Origin of the sequence: Algoriphagus machipongonensis (genome assembly GCF_000166275.1) — a bacterium.
GTDB lineage: Bacteria > Bacteroidota > Bacteroidia > Cytophagales > Cyclobacteriaceae > Algoriphagus > Algoriphagus machipongonensis.
This window is the reverse complement of the sequence record NZ_CM001023.1, coordinates 3,442,369-3,464,433: the sequence shown is the minus strand read 5'-3', so window position 1 is coordinate 3,464,433 and position 22,065 is coordinate 3,442,369. Positions and strand designations below refer to the sequence as shown.

17 protein-coding genes are annotated in these 22,065 nt (G+C 38.4%); 7 read left to right on the top strand and 10 right to left on the bottom strand.

Annotation, left to right across the window (positions count from 1 at the left end):
* Positions 1–21: 21 nt before the first annotated feature.
* Genes ALPR1_RS14555 through ALPR1_RS14545 form a run of 3 tightly spaced genes read right to left on the bottom strand, consistent with a single transcriptional unit; the run spans position 22 to position 5,905 of the window.
* Positions 22–1,356 (bottom strand): vanadium-dependent haloperoxidase, encoded by a 1,335-nt coding sequence (locus ALPR1_RS14555; protein WP_008201802.1) that lies wholly within the window; start codon positions 1,354–1,356, stop codon positions 22–24.
* Positions 1,353–4,640, bottom strand: a complete 3,288-nt coding sequence (locus ALPR1_RS14550) for a VCBS repeat-containing protein (RefSeq protein ID WP_008201801.1) — start codon at positions 4,638–4,640, stop codon at positions 1,353–1,355. Before ALPR1_RS14550 ends, ALPR1_RS14555 begins: the two co-directional genes overlap by 4 nt.
* 17 nt (positions 4,641–4,657) lie before the next feature.
* Entirely contained in the window at positions 4,658–5,905 is a 1,248-nt protein-coding gene (locus ALPR1_RS14545; protein ID WP_008201799.1) for an ROK family transcriptional regulator, read from the bottom strand.
* Between the two features lie 199 nt (positions 5,906–6,104).
* On the opposite strand from ALPR1_RS14545, the gene ALPR1_RS14540 reads away from it, so the two are divergent.
* On the top strand, positions 6,105–6,626 hold the full coding sequence (locus ALPR1_RS14540) for a cupin domain-containing protein (protein ID WP_008201798.1): 522 nt from the start codon (positions 6,105–6,107) through the stop codon (positions 6,624–6,626).
* 266 nt (positions 6,627–6,892) lie between these two features.
* Here ALPR1_RS14540 and ALPR1_RS14535 read toward each other — a convergent pair whose 3' ends face one another.
* The 5 genes from ALPR1_RS14535 to ALPR1_RS14515 all read right to left on the bottom strand — a co-directional run bounded on the left by ALPR1_RS14535 (position 6,893) and on the right by ALPR1_RS14515 (position 11,932).
* The gene (locus tag ALPR1_RS14535) at positions 6,893–8,467 is read right to left on the bottom strand and encodes a toxin-antitoxin system YwqK family antitoxin (RefSeq protein ID WP_040303684.1); all 1,575 of its coding nucleotides are present in this window, start codon (positions 8,465–8,467) and stop codon (positions 6,893–6,895) included.
* 107 nt (positions 8,468–8,574) lie between these two features.
* Positions 8,575–9,150, bottom strand: coding sequence for a hypothetical protein (locus ALPR1_RS14530; protein WP_008201794.1), 576 nt, complete (start codon positions 9,148–9,150; stop codon positions 8,575–8,577).
* A gap of 1 nt (position 9,151) precedes the next feature.
* Positions 9,152–10,150: a 3-oxoacyl-ACP synthase III family protein gene (locus ALPR1_RS14525; RefSeq protein WP_008201792.1), complete on the bottom strand. Its 999-nt coding sequence runs from the start codon at positions 10,148–10,150 to the stop codon at positions 9,152–9,154.
* A 91-nt stretch (positions 10,151–10,241) separates the two neighbouring features.
* Positions 10,242–10,940: an SOS response-associated peptidase gene (locus tag ALPR1_RS14520; protein ID WP_008201790.1), complete on the bottom strand. Its 699-nt coding sequence runs from the start codon at positions 10,938–10,940 to the stop codon at positions 10,242–10,244.
* A gap of 32 nt (positions 10,941–10,972) precedes the next feature.
* Entirely contained in the window at positions 10,973–11,932 is a 960-nt protein-coding gene (locus ALPR1_RS14515) for a YheT family hydrolase (protein WP_008201787.1), read from the bottom strand.
* Positions 11,933–12,052: 120 nt separating this feature from the next.
* Here ALPR1_RS14515 and ALPR1_RS14510 point away from each other — a divergent pair, with 120 nt between their 5' ends.
* The 4 genes from ALPR1_RS14510 (at position 12,053) to ALPR1_RS14495 (ending at position 16,465) form a co-directional block, all read left to right on the top strand.
* The gene (locus ALPR1_RS14510) at positions 12,053–13,681 is read left to right on the top strand and encodes a pyruvate dehydrogenase complex dihydrolipoamide acetyltransferase (protein WP_040302878.1); all 1,629 of its coding nucleotides are present in this window, start codon (positions 12,053–12,055) and stop codon (positions 13,679–13,681) included.
* Between the two features lie 146 nt (positions 13,682–13,827).
* Complete coding sequence (hslV, locus tag ALPR1_RS14505) at positions 13,828–14,367, top strand: ATP-dependent protease subunit HslV (RefSeq protein WP_008201782.1); 540 nt, start codon at positions 13,828–13,830, stop codon at positions 14,365–14,367.
* 109 nt (positions 14,368–14,476) lie between these two features.
* Positions 14,477–15,142 (top strand): TetR family transcriptional regulator C-terminal domain-containing protein, encoded by a 666-nt coding sequence (locus ALPR1_RS14500; protein ID WP_008201780.1) that lies wholly within the window; start codon positions 14,477–14,479, stop codon positions 15,140–15,142.
* Positions 15,143–15,145: 3 nt separating this feature from the next.
* The gene (locus ALPR1_RS14495) at positions 15,146–16,465 is read left to right on the top strand and encodes an ABC1 kinase family protein (protein WP_008201779.1); all 1,320 of its coding nucleotides are present in this window, start codon (positions 15,146–15,148) and stop codon (positions 16,463–16,465) included.
* Positions 16,466–16,496: 31 nt separating this feature from the next.
* Here the strand turns inward: ALPR1_RS14495 and ALPR1_RS14490 are convergent, their stop codons facing one another.
* The gene (locus tag ALPR1_RS14490; RefSeq protein WP_008201777.1) at positions 16,497–17,669 is read right to left on the bottom strand and encodes a PQQ-dependent sugar dehydrogenase; all 1,173 of its coding nucleotides are present in this window, start codon (positions 17,667–17,669) and stop codon (positions 16,497–16,499) included.
* Positions 17,670–17,791: 122 nt separating this feature from the next.
* On the opposite strand from ALPR1_RS14490, the gene ALPR1_RS14485 reads away from it, so the two are divergent.
* Together ALPR1_RS14485 and ALPR1_RS14480 are read left to right on the top strand one after the other, a co-directional pair.
* A complete protein-coding gene (locus ALPR1_RS14485; RefSeq protein ID WP_008201774.1) occupies positions 17,792–19,714 on the top strand; it encodes an ABC-F family ATP-binding cassette domain-containing protein in 1,923 nt (640 codons plus the stop codon).
* Positions 19,715–19,755: 41 nt separating this feature from the next.
* Positions 19,756–21,030, top strand: a complete 1,275-nt coding sequence (locus ALPR1_RS14480; protein ID WP_008201773.1) for a type IX secretion system plug protein — start codon at positions 19,756–19,758, stop codon at positions 21,028–21,030.
* Positions 21,031–21,070: 40 nt separating this feature from the next.
* Here the strand turns inward: ALPR1_RS14480 and cas6 are convergent, their stop codons facing one another.
* Entirely contained in the window at positions 21,071–21,979 is a 909-nt protein-coding gene (gene cas6 / locus ALPR1_RS14475; protein ID WP_008201772.1) for a CRISPR-associated endoribonuclease Cas6, read from the bottom strand.
* Positions 21,980–22,065 lie beyond the last annotated feature (86 nt).

Here is a 22,065-nt window from a genome sequence, read left to right as displayed (position 1 = left end):
GTAATTATTTCTTTATCCGAGTTAAGGTTTGTCTTTTACTGATGCCCAAATCATATCACCTATTTTCTCTCCTTGCTTTACACCTTCCTCAATGGCATCTCTAAAGTGAATACCTCCATATAAACGAGATATAGCGGCCTCTTCAGAAGCTAAAAGAAAGGATTTGAAGGGTCTTTCCGGAAGTCCAAAATAGGTTTCCGAGCTATCAATAAACTCAAAATTGTCTCCAAAGTATCCAGTTAAAACTACCGCTGAAGCCCTGCTTATCACTGAATGACCTGAAGTGTATTCTGGGAAAGGTGGGGTTTGTAAAATAGGTCTCCAGCGTTGATCAATTTTTTGGTTGATCACTGTCTCCGGTCTAATCCGGTCTGTATCATATTTAGCTTTCCAACAGGAGATAAAAGCATCATGCAGAGACATTCCAACCAAGGCATGTATATAGGTGGTTTCCGAAAAGGAAAGGTTTTCGGATTCAGCCGCGATCCCAGTGATGCCCATCCAATGCCCCCCCGGTGATATTTTTTTTACCCCAATAGCCATATGGCCTGAGAATTCTACTTTAAAAGGATTGCAATCCCAAAAGTTGGCAATTAATGTCCTTTCATCATTTAACTCATTGACGGTATTATACACTTCCATTAATTGCCCATGAAAGGAACTTCCTTCTGACATGTCAAAAGGAGCCATGGGGGCAGGAGCGAAGTCCTCCAATTTGCCTATAAAGAAAGGTTTGATAGTTTCCCACTCCGGCTCTACAGCTTCAATGTAGGCTGGGGGAGTTGGGTACCAGAAACCTTCACCTTTTTGAGGAGTGTATCGAGTGAGTGTGGATAATTGCATGTATCCATCTTTTTTGGCTACATCTATGACAGCTTTTGCAACAGATGTTGCCTGATCTAGATGTTTTTGAAGTTCTTTTTTAGAAACTATTTTAAGCTTAAGAGCACTTTTAATCCATTCCTCTTGCTTTTCTTCAAGCAAATACCCAGAGGGCATTATTGCTTGTCCTACTTTTAGCATAGCTAATATTCCTGCAAATTCCGGAGAACTCAATTTGACATTTGGAATGTCCCAAGAATGTCCGTTTAGGTAGGTTTTCTCTAATAGAGGGCCATGATTAAACTCAATTCCTTGGTTTTGGATTAGAAGATAGGATGCAAGGTTAGAGTAAGCATAAATTCTTGCCGCTACAGGAGGACTGGCTACATCTGTAACCATTACTTCAGTCAAATGAAAGTGCTTTTCCGCATAGATTTTAGGCCAATTAACAGGTTTTGGATTAGCAAACCCCAGTAATCCTATGCTAATAAATAGGCCTGTTAAAAAGAAAGCTTTTTGGAAGGGTTGCCTCATTTTACTTCAAAGATTTTAAGAGCTTTTTGATTGATGCCAAATAGAATATCTGTCTTTCCTTCATAGGTGATAGGTACTATGGATTTGATATCTCCTTTGATCGATAACCCAGATTTGGAAGGAGAAACCGATTCGAAATTTCCTTTTCCATCTCCTAGTAAAACTAATCCCATTCCTGCATCTATATTACCAATACGGATTCGAATGGCTGTTTGATTTCCTCCTAATATTAAGTCCAGGTTTCCATCAGAATTTAAATCAATAGGAAGTATGCTGTATACCGGAAATGACTGAGCTATTTTGGGGAGTGGTTTGGCTATAAATTGACCATCTCTGTTTTCTAAGTAATAAGACTCTAAAGTATTGGCTTCAAGAATTTGAGCTTTTTCTAGCTCTTGACGTGTGAAAAGGTCCTCCATAGTTGCTTTGGAATAGGAAGCATAGTCTGTAAACCTACTTCTCATTCCTACCATTTGCATCAATAGTTCATCTCTGCTTGGGAATGGATACATCTTGTCTTCTACAAAACACTCTAAAATCGGGTCTACAGACCCATTCTGATCAAAGTCATCTGCATAAAGTCTTAGAAGTTTGTTTTCAGAGGCTTCAAACTGGGAGTTAAGACCAAAATTCCCGGCAATTAAATCTAAGTCTCCATCATTGTCAATATCTGCTTTAACCAAGCTGCCCCACCATCCGGAAAGGTTTGCGGAAAAATATTTAGGTGTTTGATCTTCAAAACCAGCCCCGTTATTTACCAAAGCAGTCAAAGGCATAAACTCCCCACTTAAGATCAGGTCCATATTTCCATCTCCATCTAAATCCATTTTCTCTGAAGAAGTGACCATGCCAATTTTCCCATTGTTTGGAAGAGTGAATCTCGAATCTTCGATGAAATTTCCTTCCCCATCATTGATGAGAATCTTACTTTCCTGAATGATCGGGTATCTACCAGGAATTAGTTTGGCTCCAACAAATAAATCCATTGCACCATCTCCATTGATATCTATTGCTTGAGCCGTTCCGGTGCTAAACTTGTAATCTGGGAAATTGGTTTGAAGGATTAATTTTCCATTACCATCATTTAGATATAGCCTATCTAACAAAGCCTCATCGGATCCTATGTAATCATGGTAACCACCACTTCCAACAAACAGATCTTGAAATTCGTCTCCATTAAAATCTTTAAAAATAGCAACAGCATCTGTATGTCCATTGTCTGGGGTATAGCCAGAGAATTTTTGCCATTGTCCATTTAACATTGAGAAAATTTCTCCTGCCTTCCCCTTTGAACCGCCTACAAATAATTCTTGTATTCCATCCCCATTTAAGTCTCCCTGAGAAAGTACTGGGTCTATACTACTAGCCATGGTTAGCATTAATGGCTGCCTCTTAAAATCATTAAACGTGTTAGGGTTTGGTGTATAGTCTGGAACCGTTGGAATCGGGGTTAATAATTGACTTGTTATTCTTTGAGTTGGATTGGATGGGTTACTGTCTTCCTGATTCAAAACCAACAATTGGTTGCTGGCAAGGTCATGTAATTTTTGGATTGAACCATCAGGCCACGTGACAACAAGTGAGTCTATTTTCTCAGAAGCACCTAATCCAAAATGTTGCCTAGGACTGACAGAGGATTGAAAACCACGTACAGTTTGAACTTCAATGGTCTGTGTTTTTTCCCCTGAGTATAAGTCCACTGTCGCTCCAATACCAAATTTATTTTTTGAAGGTGAATTTAATAGCAATTGTATCCAATGGCTTGATTCAGTCTTATTTTCATAAATCGAAGCAAATTCATTCAGATTATTGACTATCAAATCTAAGTCCCCGTCATTGTCTAAATCAGCATATGAGGCGCCACTTGAAAATCCCTTCTCCTCAAAACCCCAGTCCATTGTGCGATCTGAAAAAGTTAAATCTCCTTCATTTTCAAAAATGTAGTTATGAATAGGAGTGGAGGTCATGCTAGTGACTAAATGAAGCGTGTCAGCTTTCTCATTTGCAATTGCTTGTTTGAAATAATAATCACCTTTATACTTCAGAAAATCTCTATTTGTATAATCTCTGTAATAGCCATTAGTGATAAACAAATCCTTGTTCCCGCTATTGGTGGCATCCAAAAACAAAGCTGACCAACTCCAGTCACTATTAGAGATATTAGAAAGCTGTCCTATTTCTGAAAAATTGCCTTCCCCTTGATTTAGTTGGAGCATGTTTCGCATATTCTGATGATGGAAACCTTGTTGGATCATCAATGCATATTGCTCATAATTTTCAGGGCCATAAAGAAGTTTTTGCCTCTCATTGTCCTCAGGAAGCATGTCCAGCGTATAGATGTCCAGTTTTCCATCATTGTTAATATCAGAAATGTCTGCCCCCATAGAAAAATGGGAAATGTGCTGAAAGTATTCTTTCATTTGATCGGAAAAAGTTCCGTCTCCATTATTGATGTAGAGGTAATCTGGCTCTATGTAATCATTGGTGACCAGAAGGTCTGGCCAGCCATCCTGGTTGATGTCCGAGGAAACTACAGCAAGTCCAAACCCTAGTGCTGTCCCTTTGATTCCAGATTGATCGCTGACATCAATAAATTTTCCATTGTCATTTCGATAGAGTTTATCTCCAGCATAAGGGTGTCTGATGTCTTTGACCTCGCTAAACTCAAGTTCATTAATGACTTCTATGTTGTGATTTAGAAGGTAAAGATCTAAATCCCCATCTCTATCAAAATCAAAGAACAGGGCTTGCGTACTATTTGATTTGTCAGCAATTCCATAAGATTCTGCTGCTTCCTTAAATTCAAAATTTCCTTGATTGACCCATAGCTCATTCCCTCTTTCGGATGGGATTCCTTTGCCAGAGTAGCAAACATAAATATCCAATAGGCCATCTCCATTCACATCTGCCATGCTGACTCCAGTGGTCCAGACATCTTTTCCTCCGATTCCAGAATCTTTGGTTAAATCTTCAAACTTCCAGTTTCCAAGATTCTTATAGAGTTTATTGGAGGACATATTGCCTGTGAAAAATATATCCTTCAAGCCATCATTATCTAAATCCCCAATGGCAACACCTCCGCCATTGTAAAAATATTCATAGCGTAGTATGTTATTTTTCTCGTCCTCTTTTAATTGGTTTTTGAATGTGATTCCGGTCTTTCTATTGGATAATTTTTCAAAATGGGTAGAATTCTCTTGAGCAAGGGACTCATTCCCAAGTGATAGAATAAATAATGATCCAATTAGCAGTGAAAATTTACTGCAGAAGTCAGGAAAATACATGGTGTATTGGGCTAGTATTAACTCAGCCTGTTTATGAGGTCTTCGAATAACTTTTCATTGACAACCGCAACGCCTCCCAATAGTCCGACATCTTCACCCAACTGATAGAGAGCCAATTGAGATTTTTCTCTGGATTTGGCCATGCTATAGATGTTTAGGGCTTGCTGAATAGGGGTAATTAAGTATTGATTTGCTTCTGCCACAGAACCTCCAATGATAATTAATTCAGGGTTTAATAGCTGTATTAAGATAGAAATACCTCTACCTAGGTCCAAGCCTGCCTCAGATAATATGGTGATCGCACGTTGGTCTCCAGCTAAAGCAGCTTCTACCACTAATGCAGGTTCTAATTCACCTTGGTGATCTCTTACCATTCGCGCTAAAATGCTATCTGGATCAAGCTTAATGGCTTCTTCAGCCATTTTGACGATGGCAGTGCCTGAAGCTACTGATTCCAAACATCCTTTTTTTCCGCAGGTACAAGTAACATCTCTAGATTCGAAAATAGGGGAATGAGAAAATTCTCCAGCGAAACCAGAAGCACCTTGATAGATTTTGCCATCTATGATGATCCCAAGGCCAATCCCCCAACCTACAAATATTCCCAAAACGTTTTTATGTGAGTGTTCTGAGCCAAATTTAAATTCGGCTAAGGTCATTGCCCGCGCATCATTCTCTAGAAATATCTTTTTGGAAAATCTTTCTTCCAGGTTTTCAAGCAAAGATTTTTTACCAAATTTCAAATAGGTGTAGTTCACACCGCCAATTGAGTCTAGTAATCCTGGCATTGAAAATCCAATGGCAATGATTTTTTCCGAAGGAATACCCGTTTTGACTAGGTATTCATCAATGATATCGCAAAGCTTATCAAAGGTTTCCTTTTCGTTATTTAAGGTGATTTTGTGACTTTCCTTGGAAGCTGCTAGTGATTGATTACAGGAATAAAGCGCCAGATTTACCTGAAATCTTGATAGATCTACTGACAAAACATAAAACGCATCTTCAGCCAATCTATACAAGTCAGGTTTTCTACCGCCTTGAGACTCAGCGCGTCCATGTTTGATCACTTCTCCGGAATTCATCAAATCGCCTAAGAGCGCATTCACTGTTGGGAGTGATATTCCAACTTCAGAACAAATTTCGCTTGCGGTATTTGCACCCTTCAGGTACAAGTTTTTAATGATTTTAATTTTGTTTAAGTAGCTCTTGATTTCGACGACTCCGTCCATTTTATCAATTACTGCTTGTGGGTTTATCAGGTGCATAGGTTAAAGTTAATCCTCAATTAAGGTATTTTTTATGTTTCAAAAAATACTTTTTTAAAAAAATAATAGAACATAATGCAATTTCGTATTGCATTAGAGATTAATTGATTGAATTCTTGTGGCCCATTAAAAGATTTGATATATGAGGAATTATTAAACTCTATTTATTTACTTTATTATTTAATTAGAAAATTGAATTATGATTACGATTGATCTTTTACCACATCTCTCCAAAAAAGAGGTGTTTTCTAAAGTAGAAGAATTTTTAAACCAGGAAGAGTTTAGAATTTCAAAAATTGACCAAACTCGTCCCTGGGGAGGTTTTTTTGTTTTGGATGAAAAACAAATTTTAAAATTTAAGGAGGCTTTTTTCGATGAAGTAGAATTGTCTGAAGCTCAATTAGAGCAAAAGCTTTCACCGAAATTTCTTTTGGTTGCCCCAGGGGCTAGATTGTCTTGGCAATATCATTATAGAAGGTCAGAAATCTGGAAATTGATTGCTGGTGAATCTGCCATCGTTAGAAGTGATAGCGATGAACAAGGTCCAGAAGAATTAATGAAAATTGGTGAAACAATTTCCCTGGCTAAAGGCGAAAGACATCGATTGGTAGGAACAAAGAATTGGGGGATTGTTGCTGAAATTTGGATGCACTCAGATCCTGAAAATCCATCCAATGAAGAAGATATCGTTAGGGTGGAGGATGATTACTCTAGAAAATAAAATAAGCCCGGTCATGCCGGGCTTAAAAAATTAATAATCGTTAAGAGTCCGTAGCTCAATCACCCTTAAAATAAACTAATACAGTTAAAAAAATGGTCTATCGGACAAGTTTTAAAAGTCAATGAATTTAAATATAAATGTCTATAATTCAAAATTTTAGAGTTAAAAACACTTTTTCTTAGTATGAATCGATTAGTTAATATTTAATCAAAAAAGGCAAGTGGAAATTTCACACTTGCCTTTTTTGGTTCTAATATTATATAAGCTTAGAACATAATGGGTTTGTAATACTCCTCAAGGTCCTCCACTATTTCATCATCCTTATAGTTGATTAAATCTTCTAATCTACCTGCGGGGTTGTAGTATCTCCAAACACCGTCCTTTTTTCCTTCAATCATATTACCTTCCGAAGCTTTTCTTCCATTTTCATGGTAAAATATCCATGTTCCCTCAGCTTTTCCATCTTTATAACTTCCTTGAGATTCTTTTTTTCCATTGACATAGTAAGTGAATCTAGTGCCATTGCCATCCTCTAGTGTGCCTTTGTCAAAAGTCTCGGAACCGTCATATGAATGATATTCTCCTACATTCAATAATCTTCCTGAGTCCCAATATTCTTCTTGAGTGAGTTGTTTATTGTCATAAAATAATCCCCAAGTACCATCTTCCAATCCTATCTTATAGCTACCTACAGATTTGAGTTGTCCTCCATCATAGTAGTAAACCCACTGACCTGTTTCATGCCCAATTTTATATTCGCCTTCGGCAATTAGAATCCCGATTTTATTGAAATATTTCCAAAGACCTGTTTTTTGATCATTTCTATATTCACCTATGGAATAGATTTCACCTGAAGGGAAGAAGCTCTTCCACAAACCAGTTTTCATACCTGATTTATATTGGCCTGTCACTGAAAGCTCTCCAGATTCATGATATTCCACATAGGGTCCAACGGGTACACCCAATTCAAATGTTTTTCTCTTTGAGATAGATTTATTAGGAAAATACTCTTCCCAGGTGCCTACAGGAATCCCGTTGTCATATTTTTCTATCCTTGCGACCCTATTATTATCGTAATAGTATTTCCAAGTTCCGATTTTTCTACCCTGATCATCGTAGGTTTCTTCCGCTTCCAAGCGATTGTTTTCTGGAAAATATCTCTTCCAAACACCTACCTTTTTACCCTTTGAATATTTTCCTTCTTCCACAACTCTGTTGGGATAAAAGTATCTTTTAAACTCACCGTCTAACTCACCTTCTTTATAGGTAGTTTCAAGCAGTAAGACCCCTTCAGGATCATATTCAAGATATGGACCATGCCTTTTATCTTCTTTAAAGAATTCCCTAACGGCAGTTTCTCCAAACTCATGATAAGAAAACCATTCTCCCGTTTTTTTACCATCCTTGTATCTTCCCTCTCTTTTCACCTGTTTCGGTGACACGTAATCAGGTGAATTAGTTTTTCCATAGTATTCCGTAAACTGTCCTACTAATACGCTGTCTTGAAAAACCATTTCAGTAATTAGGGCCCCGTCCAGGTCAAAAACCTGTGCAGGACCAAACAATTTGCCATCTCGGTATTCTGCAATAACCTTTTTTAAACCTCTGGAATTATAAGAAGTCCATGCCCCGTCTCTAACCCCGTCCTTGAAAGTTCCTTCGGTAATTAGTTGATTAGTTCTTGGGTTATAATATTTCCATAGTCCTTGTTTAATCACTCCATCAAGAACACCAGTAGCCATTAAAGTGGAATCTTTATTGAAAATCTTTACGATGGGGGCTTGTTGAGCAAAAAGGGTAGTGGAAAATAAAAGGAAACCTATGATAAGGATATATTTCATAAAGTTGTTTTTAGGCATTTAACCTTTTTCGGATAGGCTAAATTTTAATCTTTTAGGGTCAGTTGAAAATATTGTACGGTATAATATGATTTCAGGTTAAAAATAAGTTAAATACTGCTATGTTCCATATTAGTCAATACTCGAATGGTAGTCATTAAATTCCTACTGATTGTTTTTTTGACATGTTCCGAATCACCTTCCAATTTAATGTGCTTGATCCAAACGTTTAACTTATGAGGATTAATATAATCGTTTTGGAAATTTTTTGTTGTTAGATTTTCAATTATTAAGCCCGGGTAGTCCCAAGGGCTCTCTGTTTTTCCAAAAAGGAAATCGTTCTTTAATAAGCTTTTTGAGCAGATATCAGTTTTTTGACTACCAGTAAGGACCATTAGGTACATGCCCTTCCCAAACCAGTTTAGTACTCTGATATTTAAACCTTGTTCCTCATCAAAATTTCTTAGAATATCCAAAACTTGGTATGGCATTCCTAATAAGTCATTGCCTCTTGATAATTTGTAAGATTTATGGCTTGGAAGAACTTTTTCTAACTCTCTGGGATCAATAGCACTTGCTACCTCTGATAATATTTCCCAAAAATGAAGTTTAAGTCGATACTGCCTTTTATAGAGCTCTTGGTTTTGCCAAAGTTCTAAATCCAGATTGCTTTTAGAAAAGTTCATCTTACCATCTTATAAGTGCAGAAGCCCAGGTGAAGCCAGATCCAAAAGCTGCAAGGCAAACTAAGTCACCTTCTTTGATACGTCCTTGCTCCCAAGCTTCACTAAGAGCTATAGGGATTGTGGCTCCAGTCGTATTTCCTAGATTCATAATGTTATTGAATACCTTTTCATCTGGCATTTTCAATTTTTGTTGGATGTATTGACTGATTCTTAAATTAGCCTGATGCGGTACCAATAAGTCAATCTCTTCCTTACTTAATTGATTAGCTTCCAAAGCTTCATTGATCACTTCAATAAACCTGACTATCGCATGTTTGAATACGACATTTCCATTCATCTTGAGAAAGAAACTTCCTGAATCAAACAAGTCTTGAGAAAAACGATCTTCTCTAGAACTACCAGGGTCTTTACAATACAACTCCTCAGCATAAGTACCGTCAGCATGTAAATGGGTAGACAGGATTCCTGTGTTTTGATTCTCTGCTTTTCCCAAGATCACTGCGCCAGCACCATCCGCAAAAATAACCGCACTGGACCTTCCTTCATCGCTTTTATCAAGCCCTGATGACTGAATTTCTGCTCCTACGACTAATATTTTTTGATACATCCCAGTTTTGATAAACTGGTCAGCCACTGAGAGGGCATAAATAAACCCTGAGCAAGCATTTCGTATATCTAACGCTCCTATACCAGGGATTCCTAGCTCACGCTGTAAAAGGACACCATTTCCAGGTACATAGTAGTCAGGTGTTATGGTGGCGAAAACGATAAAATCTATTTCACTCGCCTGAAGTCCGGCTCTTTCCAAAGCCATTAATGAGGCATTTTTGGATAAACTTGTTACAGTGTCAAATCCAGGAGTAAACCATCTTCTCTCTTCTATTCCTGTCCTTTCGACGATCCATTCATTATTGGTGTCCATCATTTCTGATAACTCATCGTTGGTGACGATGCGCTCAGGGACATAATGTCCTACACCCAATATTTTGGAATTGTTCATGATCTTTGGGTTTAATTAAAAAAAGGAATCAAATATCGGAATACTTTAGGTATTCCTATAAAAGACAACGATAGAAGTAAAAGGTTTGGATTTAACCAAACAAAGTGTAATTGCCATGCTGATCCATAGGAGAGGTTTTTCTCATGACCGCAGGAGTATCATTCTGAACGGAATTAACCAATGGCGATACTGAGTAACTCAACATCTGGTCTCCCGAAAGTGGTTTCAAAAGTTCTTTTAATTCATCTATGCTGGTATAGCCATCTAACCATTTCTTCTCTAACTCTTTTGATAAAATTACCGGCATTCGGTCATGAACATCTGAGACAATGGGGTTTGGGTTGGTAGTCAAGATCAAAAATGTATGTTGGGTTTCTCCGTTTACGGATTCATACTCTTCCCATATTCCGGCCATGGAGAAAAGTTCCTCATCTCTCAGTGTAAAGCGGTAGGGGATTTTAGTTTTTTTGCCTAGTTTTTTCCACTCATAAAAACCGTCTGCAGGAACAAGGCATCGTCTTTTTTGAAAAGAACTTTTAAAGGATACCTTTTGATCCACTGTTTCTGCTTTGGCATTGATTAACTTTTGAGACACTGGCTTATTTTTTCCAAACTCCGGAGTAATGCCCCAATAAAAAAATGAAAACCCATTGGGACTACCCGATGTAATTACCGGGACCAATTGTGTGGGTGCGACATTATATCGTGGCTTGAAATCAGACAGCATTTCAGCTTGAAATCTTTCTTCCAGTTCAATTTTACTTTTGCTCAATGAATATCGTCCACACATGATTGTTTGGTTAGGGGTAAAGAGACTGGAAGTTAGATATCCTGTGTTATAAATTCAACAGCTCTTTGCTCTGAATAATAAGGATTTTTGGGAATTTTATTGGTAAAACCTACATGTCCGCCATTCTTTGGGAATTCGAAGTAGACTTTTTCTAACTTTTTCGCCAAATCAACAGGAAAACATTGTTTACTCAGAAAAGGATCATTCCATGCATTTAAGACCAAAGTAGGTTTATTAATCTTGTCTAGAAAGTAAAGTGAGGAGTTTACCTCATAATACTCTTCGGCATCTGCAAATCCATGCAAAGGTCCCGTTAAGTAATTATCAAATTCCGCCAAGGTTTTCACATTACGAAGCATTTCCACAGGAATATCATTTGGGTGGATTTTCGCCTTCAATTGAACCTTTTCTTTCAAAGTTTTGAGAAAGCGTTTGGAATATAAGGTGTTTTCAAGTTCTGAGATTTTTTGACTTGAACTACTCAGATGAAGAGGGACAGAAATTGCCACGGCTTTCTTGATCTTTTCAGTACTGGTTCCATTTTCTCCCATATACTTCAATGTGAGGTTTCCGCCTAATGAAAAGCCTACAAGATAAATCTCCTCATAATTCGGGCTCGCGTGTTCAATCACTCGATTCAAGTCATAGGTAGCGCCAGAATGATAGAAGATTGGAGTTTGATTTAATTCATCTCCGCAGCCTCGGTAGTTCCAAGCTAAGACATCAAACTTATTTTCAAGAAAAGTTTTTGCCATTCCTAAAATATAGGATCGGGAACTATTTCCTTCTAGACCATGGTTGATGATGACTAGTTTTGGACTCTCTTGTTTATACCAATCTAAATCTAAAAAATCCTTGTCATCGGTTGTAATTCTTTCCCTGACAGGTTTTTGCAAATTTACAGTTCGAAACAAAGCTGGATAAATTGTTTCCAAATGCCGATTAAAAAGCCACTTTGGTCTTTGGTAATTTTCGTTTTGAATGATGGGCATATCAGGAAGTTGGTGAAAGATGGCTGAAATGCAGGGGGAAAATACTAGTTTTATATTTGAATATAGAGTTTATAAAAACTATTTTTGGACACTTTAAAAACGAATAGAGCGCAATAACTCATGGCCGAAATTATTAGAATGCCTAAAATGAGCGACACCATGGAAGAAGGTGTGATCGCTGCATGGTTGAAAAAAGTAGGAGATACCGTTAAGCCTGGAGATATCCTGGCTGAAGTAGAGACTGACAAAGCAACAATGGAGCTTGAGTCCTACGACGAAGGTGTCTTGTTATATATTGGGGTAAAAGAGAAAGACTCAGTTCCTGTAAATGGCGTTATCGCTGTGATCGGGGAAAAAGGGGAGGATTACGAGCACCTGTTAAATGGTGCAGAAGATTCTAAACCAAAAGAGGAGTCTCCTAAAGCAGAGGAAAAAGCTGCCGAACCAAGCAAAACAGAAGAACCTGCCGAAAAAATTGATGTTTCGGATATTAATGCCATGGTCGTAACCATGCCAAAAATGTCTGATACCATGCAAGAAGGAACAATAGCTTCTTGGTTGAAAAAGGTAGGGGATGAAATCAAATCTGGTGAAATCATTGCCGAAGTAGAGACCGATAAGGCCACTATGGAGCTTGAGAGCTACGAAGATGGTACTTTGCTTTACATCGGTGTGGAAGCTGGAGATAGCGTTCCTGTAGATGGCGTAATTGCTGTCATAGGAGAAAAGGGAGCTGACTATGAAACTTTGCTGAAAGCACAGAAAGCATCTAGCTCTGAGCCAGAACCAGAACCTAAAAAAGAAGCAGCCCCAGAAAAATCTCCAGAAACTTCCGAATCTTCCAAATCAAATAGTGAACCTGTGGCAACATCTGCCCCTGTTACTTCTGATGGTGAAAGAGTAAAAGCCTCTCCTTTAGCTAAGAAAATGGCTGAAGAAAAAGGTTTGGATATCCGACAGGTGAGTGGATCTGGTGAAGGAGGAAGAATTGTCAAAAGAGACATTGAAAACTTCAAGCCAGCTGCAGCGCCTCAAGCAGGAGCTAGTGCAGCACCAGCTGTAGGTCAGGAAAGCTTTACCGAGGAGAAGGTTTCTCAAATGCGAAAAGTCATTGCTAAGCGGTTGGCTGAAAGTAAATTTGGTGCTCCTCACTTCTACTTAACCATGGAAATCAACATGGACAAGGCGATTGAAGCGAGAAAAAGCATGAATGAGATTTCTCCGGTGAAAATTTCTTTCAACGATATGGTCATTAAGGCTTCTGCTGCTGCATTGCGTCAGAACCCAAAAGTGAACTCCAGTTGGTTGGGAGATAAAATCAGATATAACGATCATGTTCATATTGGAATGGCCGTAGCTGTAGAAGAAGGATTGTTAGTGCCAGTCATTCGTTTTGCAGACAGCCTAACTCTTTCTCAGATTTCTACTCAAGCAAAATCCTTAGGAGGTAAGGCCAAGAATAAAGAGCTGCAACCAAAAGATTGGGAAGGAAATACTTTCACTATCTCAAACTTAGGGATGTTTGGTATTGAAGAATTTACTGCGATCATTAATCCACCAGATTCTTGTATCCTAGCAGTAGGCGGGATCAAGGAAACAGTAGTTGTGAAAAATGGAGAGATGAAAGTTGGAAATGTGATGAAGGTAACCCTGTCTTGCGACCATAGGGTAGTAGATGGAGCTGTTGGCTCAGCCTTCTTACTTTCTCTGAAGAGTCTATTAGAAGATCCAATCAGACTGCTAGTCTGATCTATCAAATATTAAACTGCCAAAAAGTCCTGATTTCAGGACTTTTTGCTTTTTGTACGGTTATTGGTAATAAAGCAGAAATTGGTTTTAATCGAGTCAATAAAGGATACTGAGATTTTTACTAGAAGTTTTAGAAAATAGAAAATATGGAAAGAATTAAATCTACCACGGTTGTCGCAATTCGTCATAATGGAGAAGTAGTCATTGGAGCAGATGGACAAGCAACTTTAGGTAATACAGTAGCAAAAAGTACAGTTAAGAAACTTAGAGTTTTACAGGGTGGAAAAATTGTGACTGGCTTTGCTGGTTCCACGGCTGATGCTTTTACACTTCTAGAGAAGTTTGAAGAAAAACTGGGTGCCTTTGGGAATAATATGAAAAGAGCAGCTGTTGAATTGGCCAAGGAGTGGAGAACCGACAGGATGCTTAGCAAACTGGAGGCAATGATGATTGTAGCTGACCAAGATGATATTTTGATTATCTCTGGGACTGGAGATGTGATAGAGCCTGATATGGAAATTGCAACCATTGGTTCTGGGAGTATGTATGCACAATCTGCTGCTCGTGCCATGAAACAATTTGCTCCTCAAATGTCCGCAGAAGAAATGGTAAGAGAGAGTTTGAACATCGCTGCTGATGTCTGTATTTATACAAATCACAACTTGGTGATTGAAAAGGTGGTGTAAAATAAAGAGCATAAAATAGGGCCGGAGATTTATCTCCGGTTTTTTTATGCCTAAATAATAAACCAATAGCCACTTTTAGCAGTTAAGCATATAGATAAAAGTATACCATATGACAACTGCCGCAACAAAAAAAAGTACTAAGAAAGACTATAAAAAAATCATTCTTGACGCATTTAAGTCTCATGTTTTAGAACATGGCACAGCTCCAAAATCGATCTTTAAATTTGCGAGAGACATTAAGTTGAAAGAAGAGGAGTTTTACGTTTGGTATTCCTCTTTTGATGCGATTAAATCAGCTGTTTGGATAGAAATTTTTGAAGAGACGATCAAGCAAATTTCTTCGGAGGAAGTTTATAATGAATACAGTGCAAGAGAAAAATTTCTTGGTTTTCTCTTTACTTGGATTGAAGAACTGAAGAAAAATAGATCTTATTTGCTAAGTGTCTATTCCAGTACAAGTCAAAAAATCACCGCACTACCTAAAGAGACCAGTGAGTTTAAGGCAAGGTTCAAAGAATTCGCGAATGACATCATTCTGGAAGGGGAGGAAACGGAAGAGATAGCAAAGAGGCCATATATCAGCGAAAAGTACGATGAAGCCATGTGGATACAACTTTGGTTTGTTTTTAAATACTGGCTTGATGACAGGTCTCCAAGATTTGAAAAAACAGATGCAGCGATAGAAAAGTCAGTCAATTTAGCTTTTGACTTGATGGGAAAAAGTGCATTGGATTCCTTTTTGGACTTCGCAAAATTTATGTACCAGTCTAAATAAGCCATGAGAGATAACCTAACCGAGCAGACTTCGATTCCTGTATCTAAAGTGCAGCGAGCTGCAAAATTTATTTCCACTGGTGCAAAAGTTGGTGGAAATTATGTGAAGCATTATGCCAAAAAGGTCGTTCAGCATGATCTCAACAAAGATGAACTACATAAAAGCAATGCCACAGACATCTATAAGTCTTTAAGTGAGTTGAAAGGCTCTGCATTAAAGGTGGCTCAAATGATGTCAATGGATAAAAACTTATTGCCTAGAGCCTATCAGGACAAGTTTGCCATGGCTCAATATTCTGCGCCACCGCTTTCTTATCCGTTAGTGGTGAAGACTTTTCAAAAGTACTTTGGAAAATCACCAGAGCAGATGTACGACTCTTTCACCAGGTCTGCGGTTAATGCTGCATCCATAGGGCAGGTTCATAAAGCCTCAAAAAATGGTCAGGATCTGGCGGTTAAAATTCAATATCCAGGAATTGCAGATTCAGTAAGTTCGGATTTGAAGTTAGTTCGACCATTTGCCCTTCGGCTGTTGAATATGAATGAGCGAGAGCTGGACCATTATATGGCGGAGGTTGAGGAAAAACTGCTAGAAGAAACGGATTACATACTCGAAGTGGAGAGGTCGAAAGAAATTTCAGCAGCTTGCTCAGAGATTCCCAATTTGAAGTTCCCGAATTATTACGAAGAGCAAAGTGCAGAGAGAATTATTACCATGGATTGGATGGATGGAAAACATCTAAAAGAATGGTTAGAAACCAATCCCTCTCAAAAGTCCAGAAATCAAATAGGACAGGCGCTTTGGGATTTTTATCATCATCAGGTGCATAACCTTGGTCAGGTGCATGCAGACCCGCATCCAGGTAATTTTATTGTTCAGGATAAGGATCAACTTGGGGTGATTGATTTTGGGTGTGTAAAAGTAATTCCCGAGGATTTTTACCAAGGTTATTTCTCCTTGATCAAGAGAGATTTATTGATCAATGCAGAGGAGCTGGATCAAATATTCTTCGACTTGGAGTTTATATCGGATAAAGACACCCCTGAGGAGCAAAAGTATTTCAAATCTGTTTTTAAAGAGATGATATCCTTACTTGGGAAACCTTTCCATTCCGAAAGTTTTGATTTTTCAGATGATAGCTTTTTTGAACAGATCTTCTTGCTAGGCGACCGGGTTTCTAATGATGCCATGTTTAAGAAGTCTAGGCAGGCGAGAGGCTCACGTCACGGTCTTTATATCAACAGGACTTATTTTGGGCTATACAACCTCTTAAATCAACTGCAGGCGGAAATAATCACCACAAAACCAGATTGGTTAAAATAAAAAGAGGGAAGTGAAAACTTCCCTCAAATTTTTACATTCCGGTATAAGTAACCCGGTAAATAACTCCTGCCATATCATCTGAAACAAGCAAACTGCCATCAGGTAGAGCTTGAACATCTACAGGTCGACCCCAAACATCTTGCGAGGCATCATCAAGCCAGCCTTCGATAAAGGTTTCTTCGCTCACTACATTAGAGTTTGCATCTAACTTTTCTACGGCTACAATGTACCCTGCTTTTTTGCTTCTATTCCAAGATCCATGTTTCGCAACAAAGATTTGGTTTTGGTAGGCATTTGGAAACATACTTCCTTCATAAAACCTCATACCCAGCGGTGCATTGTGAGGTCCCATTAAGGCAGCAGGCGCTACATAATCACTTTTCGGTCCTCCTGCTTCTCCAAATTCTGGATCTTTTACATCTCCGGCATGCCAAAAAGGATAGCCAAAGTGCTGTCCTGAAGCAGTTACTTTATTCAATTCACAATTTGGAATATCATCACCCAACATATCTCTACCATTGTCAGTAAACCATAGGTTTCCTGTCTTTGGATTCCAGTCGAATCCTACGGTATTTCTCACGCCATGCGCATACACTTCTGGGCTTGGACTAGAAGCATCGACGTCAATTCTAGTGATAGAAGCGAAAATATCCTCTTCAGGATCACAGATATTACATGGGGCTCCTACAGGTACATAAAGCATCCCATCAGGTCCAAAAGAAATAAATTTCCAACCATGATGTGATTCTGTTGGGTACCCATCATAAATCACTTCAAAAGTAGGATTACTCAAATTGTTTTTGATGTCTTTATACTTTAAAATTCTGTTCACCTCAGCAACATAAAGATCACCATCTCTATAGGCAACGCCATTTGGCATATTCATTTCCTCACCCAGTATGTATTTGGAATCTGCTTTGCCATCTCCATCTTCATCTACGATTGCGTAGACTTTGTTTTCCTGCCGTGAACCGACGAAGACAATTCCTTCCTCGCTCAAAGCTAATGATCTGGCATTGGGAACATCTGCAGCATAGACCTCAATCTTAAAGTTGGGAGGTAGAGACAGTTTGTCCAACTGAACCTCAGCTTTCGCTTGAGAAATGTCAATTTTTTTGGAATCGTCGTTAATTTTTATCGCTTGAAGAGAAGCTTCTCCTCCTTGCTGGCCATTTGCATTCAGAGATACTGCTGCAAAAAGCATAGAAAATGTAAATGTTGATAAGCTTTTCATAATTATTGTTGTCTTACAGTAAGTAAACTAATCAAAATCAGAATGTTCTTTTTTCAAAGGTATATGAACGGGTTAATCTTTATTTTTGGGGCATGTTATCGATCAGCAACCTTTCCTATTACATCGGCGGACGTCCGCTTTACGAAAATGCCAACCTCCATATCAAGCCTAAAGATAAAATAGGTTTGGTTGGTCAGAATGGTACAGGTAAATCTACACTTTTGAAAATTATTTCTGGAGATTTTCAACCCTCATCGGGAGAAGTTCAGAAAGCAAAAGATTGTACCATTGGATTTTTAAATCAAGACTTGCTGTCTTACCAATCTGATGATAGTATTCTCGATGTGGCTTTGGCAGCTTTTAAAGAAACCCTTGATCTGCAAGAAGAAATAAACCAAGTCCTTATCCAAATGGAAACGGATCATTCTGAGGAAATTATGGATCGACTTGCCAAACTTCAGGATCAGTTTGAAGCAAATGAAGGGTATACAATTAAGGCAAAAGCTGAGGAGGTTTTAGAAGGAATTGGTTTTAAAACCTCTGATCTGCAAAAGCCGCTAAGAACTTTTTCCGGAGGCTGGAGGATGCGAGTGATGCTCGCAAAACTCTTATTGGAAAAGCCTTCTCTACTAATGCTGGATGAGCCTACCAACCACTTGGATTTACCTTCCATCCAATGGGTAGAAAACTATCTTAAAACCTACGAAGGAGCGGTAGTGGTAGTTTCACACGATCAAACATTTTTAGATAATTGCATCAGCAGTACTGTGGAGGTAGCAAATCAGACTCTCACTCTTTATTCTGGTAACTATTCCTTTTATAAGGAAGAGAAGAAAGAACGTATGGAGATTCAGCAAAATGCCTACGAGAATCAGCAGCAAATGATTAAACAAACGGAAAAGTTTATTGAGCGATTCCGTGCCAAAGCTACCAAATCAAATCAGGTTCAGTCCAGAATTAAAGCATTGGATCGCATGGAGAAAGTGCACGAGGTAGTGGATGATCAAGTTTCTGTCAATTTTAAGTTTAAATTCTCAAAGCAATCAGGTAGAGATGTGGTGGTTTTAGACCATGTGTCAAAAGCTTATGGGGAAAATGTCATCTTGAAAAACACGACAGCAAGAATTGAGCGTGGTGATAAGATCGCACTGATTGGAGCAAATGGTAAGGGAAAGTCTACTTTATTGAGAATCATTGATGGCTCAGAAAAGATCAATGGCGAAAGGGAGGAAGGATACAATGTTATTAAATCCTTTTTTGCTCAGCATCAATTAGAAGCTTTAACCTTAGAAAATGAGGTTCTTCAGGAGATGAGTCAGGAAGGAAGTGCCAAAACAGAAACTGAACTCAGAAATGTCTTAGGATGCTTCTTATTCACAAATGATGATGTGTTTAAGAAGATAAAAGTATTATCAGGAGGAGAAAAGTCTAGAGTAGCCCTTGCGAAAACCTTGATTTCTGAAGCCAATTTTCTGCTTTTGGATGAACCTACAAACCATTTGGACTTCCAGTCGGTCAATATTTTGATTCAAGCATTACAGCAGTATGAAGGGACTTTTGTAACGGTATCACACGATAGACATTTCATCAAGGGAGTGGCCAATAAAATCTGGTTTATAGAAGATCATGAAATAAAGGAGTATCCAGGTACCTATGAAGAGTATGCTTTTTGGAAATCTCAACAAGTTGAGAAAAAGGAGCCTACAGCTGAAAAAGCTCCGAAAAAATCGAAGCCTGCCCCTCAAAAAAGTCAAGTTGAGCTAAATCAAGCTAAAAAAGAGCTTAAGAAATTAGAGGAAAGTCTTTCTAAAGTTGAAGCTAGTATAGAGAAGCTAGAGCAAAGTAAGAGTCAGCTTGAAACCAAAATGGCGGATCCGTCCCTATATTCTGATGATGAAGAAGCAAAAAAAGCCCAGCTCAAACATCAAGAACTTCATAAACAATTGAATGAAATGAATGATAAATGGGAGGCTTTGGTCGATCAAATTTCTATGATTCAGGAGACAATCGCCTAGGGATGCTTATTTTGCTTTTCAATTTGACTATTTTGACGAGCATGAAAAGATTAACAGGACTTCTAACTTTGATAAGTTTATTGCTTGGTACCAATGTTTTTGGCCAAGTAATAGAAGATAAGGTTTATAAAGATCATATTCAGTCTGTCAGGCTGTTTCCTATGGGGGAAACCACCGGAAGTCAGCTGGATGCTCCCGTTGTGTCCATCAATGGAGGAAGGCCTTTGGTATTGTTTTTTGATGATCTAGCATATGATCCTGAGTTGTATACGGCCAAGTTGATCCATTGCGATGCTGATTGGCAGCAATCGGCATTGAAAAACAATGACTTTTTAATTGCCTATAATGAATTTAATGTTCAGGATTATGATTATTCGGTCAACACAAGAATCCCCTATATCCATTATGAGTTTAAGGTTCCAAGAGTCACCAAGTCAGGGAATTATGTAGTCAAGGTTTATAGAAGGAGGGATGAAAGTGAAGTTATTTTAACCAAGCGATTCATGGTTTACGAGGATCTTTTGACTGTTGGAGCCGCTGTAGTACCTCCAACTCAAACGGCAGGAAGGAGAGGTTTGCAGCAGGTGAATACTATCGTTAATTACTCCAAGGTAGATGTTACAAGCCCTGAGACCCAGATTAAAATAGTGGTTCGTCAAAATCAGCGGTGGGATAATGCTAAGTTTTTATCCAAGCCTACTTTCATGAATCAGAGCACCAAAGTGCTCCGATATGAAGATTTTGATGGGGATAATACATTTGATGCCGGAAATGAATTCCGATTTATTGATCTGAGATTTATGAGAGCACGTGGTCAAAATATTGCTTCGATGCGAGTAGAAGAAGATGCTGTTTTTGGAGAAACTTTACCTATGAATCCTAGGCCAACCGAGGCTTATTCTCAGTATTTAGACCTTAATGGACAATATATAGTAGATAATAATGATAGGCCAGGAGGGGACCCAGAAGTGGAAAGTCAATATGTTTATATGACGTTTCAGGCAGATATTCCACAAAGCAATGATCCTCTGTACCTGATAGGGGCCCTAACAAATTGGGGTAAAACTCCTGAAGCCAAAATGGAGTGGAGCGATAAATTTAACGTTTACCAAACTTCGATGTTATTGAAACAAGGGTGGTATGATTTCCAACTAGGATACCTAGAGGGAGATACATTTGTGACCAATACCTTGGAAGGAAGTTATTTTGAAACTGAAAACATCTATGAGGTGATGGTTTATTATCGAGCCTTAGGTTCTCGATATGATCAGTTAGTAGGGTATGTAGTACTGCAGCCAAACAAAAGAAGGCTTTAAAAAGAAAAATCCCTCTCGATAATTATCAAGAGGGATTATTTTATGATTCTGATTTTTCTTCAGACCCACTGTCACTTTCTTTCTCTTCGCCTTCTGCTGGAGGAGCGACATTCTGTCTAACTCGCTCATTAGGCTTATAAGGTACAAATCCTTCTCTTTTGAATTTGTAAGTTTTTGTTCTGGATCCTGGAGGATGTGTTGCCAAATCCAACATTCCAAAACCTTTATGGGTAAACGCTCCCAATCCACATTTGAAAACAAAGTCCTGAACCTCAGGAGCTGCATACAAAGTGAATGGTAGGGTGTAACCTCTTACCTCATATTTGACATCCATGTCATAAACGGCATAGATTCTTGCGAATTTCTTCTGTTGTTCTTTCAGTTTGTTGACATAAACCATGTCAGGAACAACCTGAAATTTAAAGAAGGATTCCATTTGCTCTGGAGTATACCAGCCTGATTTCTCCATACGAGTTAAGGTAGATTCATAAAGCAAATCAGAAAACTCATCGCTATCTGGACTGATGAATCTTTTACCTGCTTCCTCATTGAATGCTGGAGTGATCAATACTAGGGGAGAAATACAAACGAATTTATTGGAAGTTTCCAATACCGGTTCTATTTCAATCTCCGTATACTCAGGGACTAAAATAAGGTTTCCAAGTTCCACTTTAGGGGTAGCAAAAACTTGTTCCAATAAATAGTCCATGAAATCTTCGCTTTGTGAAGATAATACAAGGGTCACCAAGCTGGAGTAATAATGCAATCCACTTCGACTTACTTTTGTCTGCCCTTTAAGGCCAGAAAAGTTGAAGAAGTTATAATTGTAAAATTCTTCACGACCACCTTTGACGATCAACCCTTTTAAGAATTGCGCAAGGATGTACTGGTGATGAAAAGGCAAATATGAGCCTTTGTTTTTTAGGGAAAATATAAGTCTAACTCTCACGGTGATTTAAAAATAAATTGAGACAATAGATAAATAAAATACGTTTTTAATGGGTGATTATGAATTGCGAAAGTACAAATTTTTTC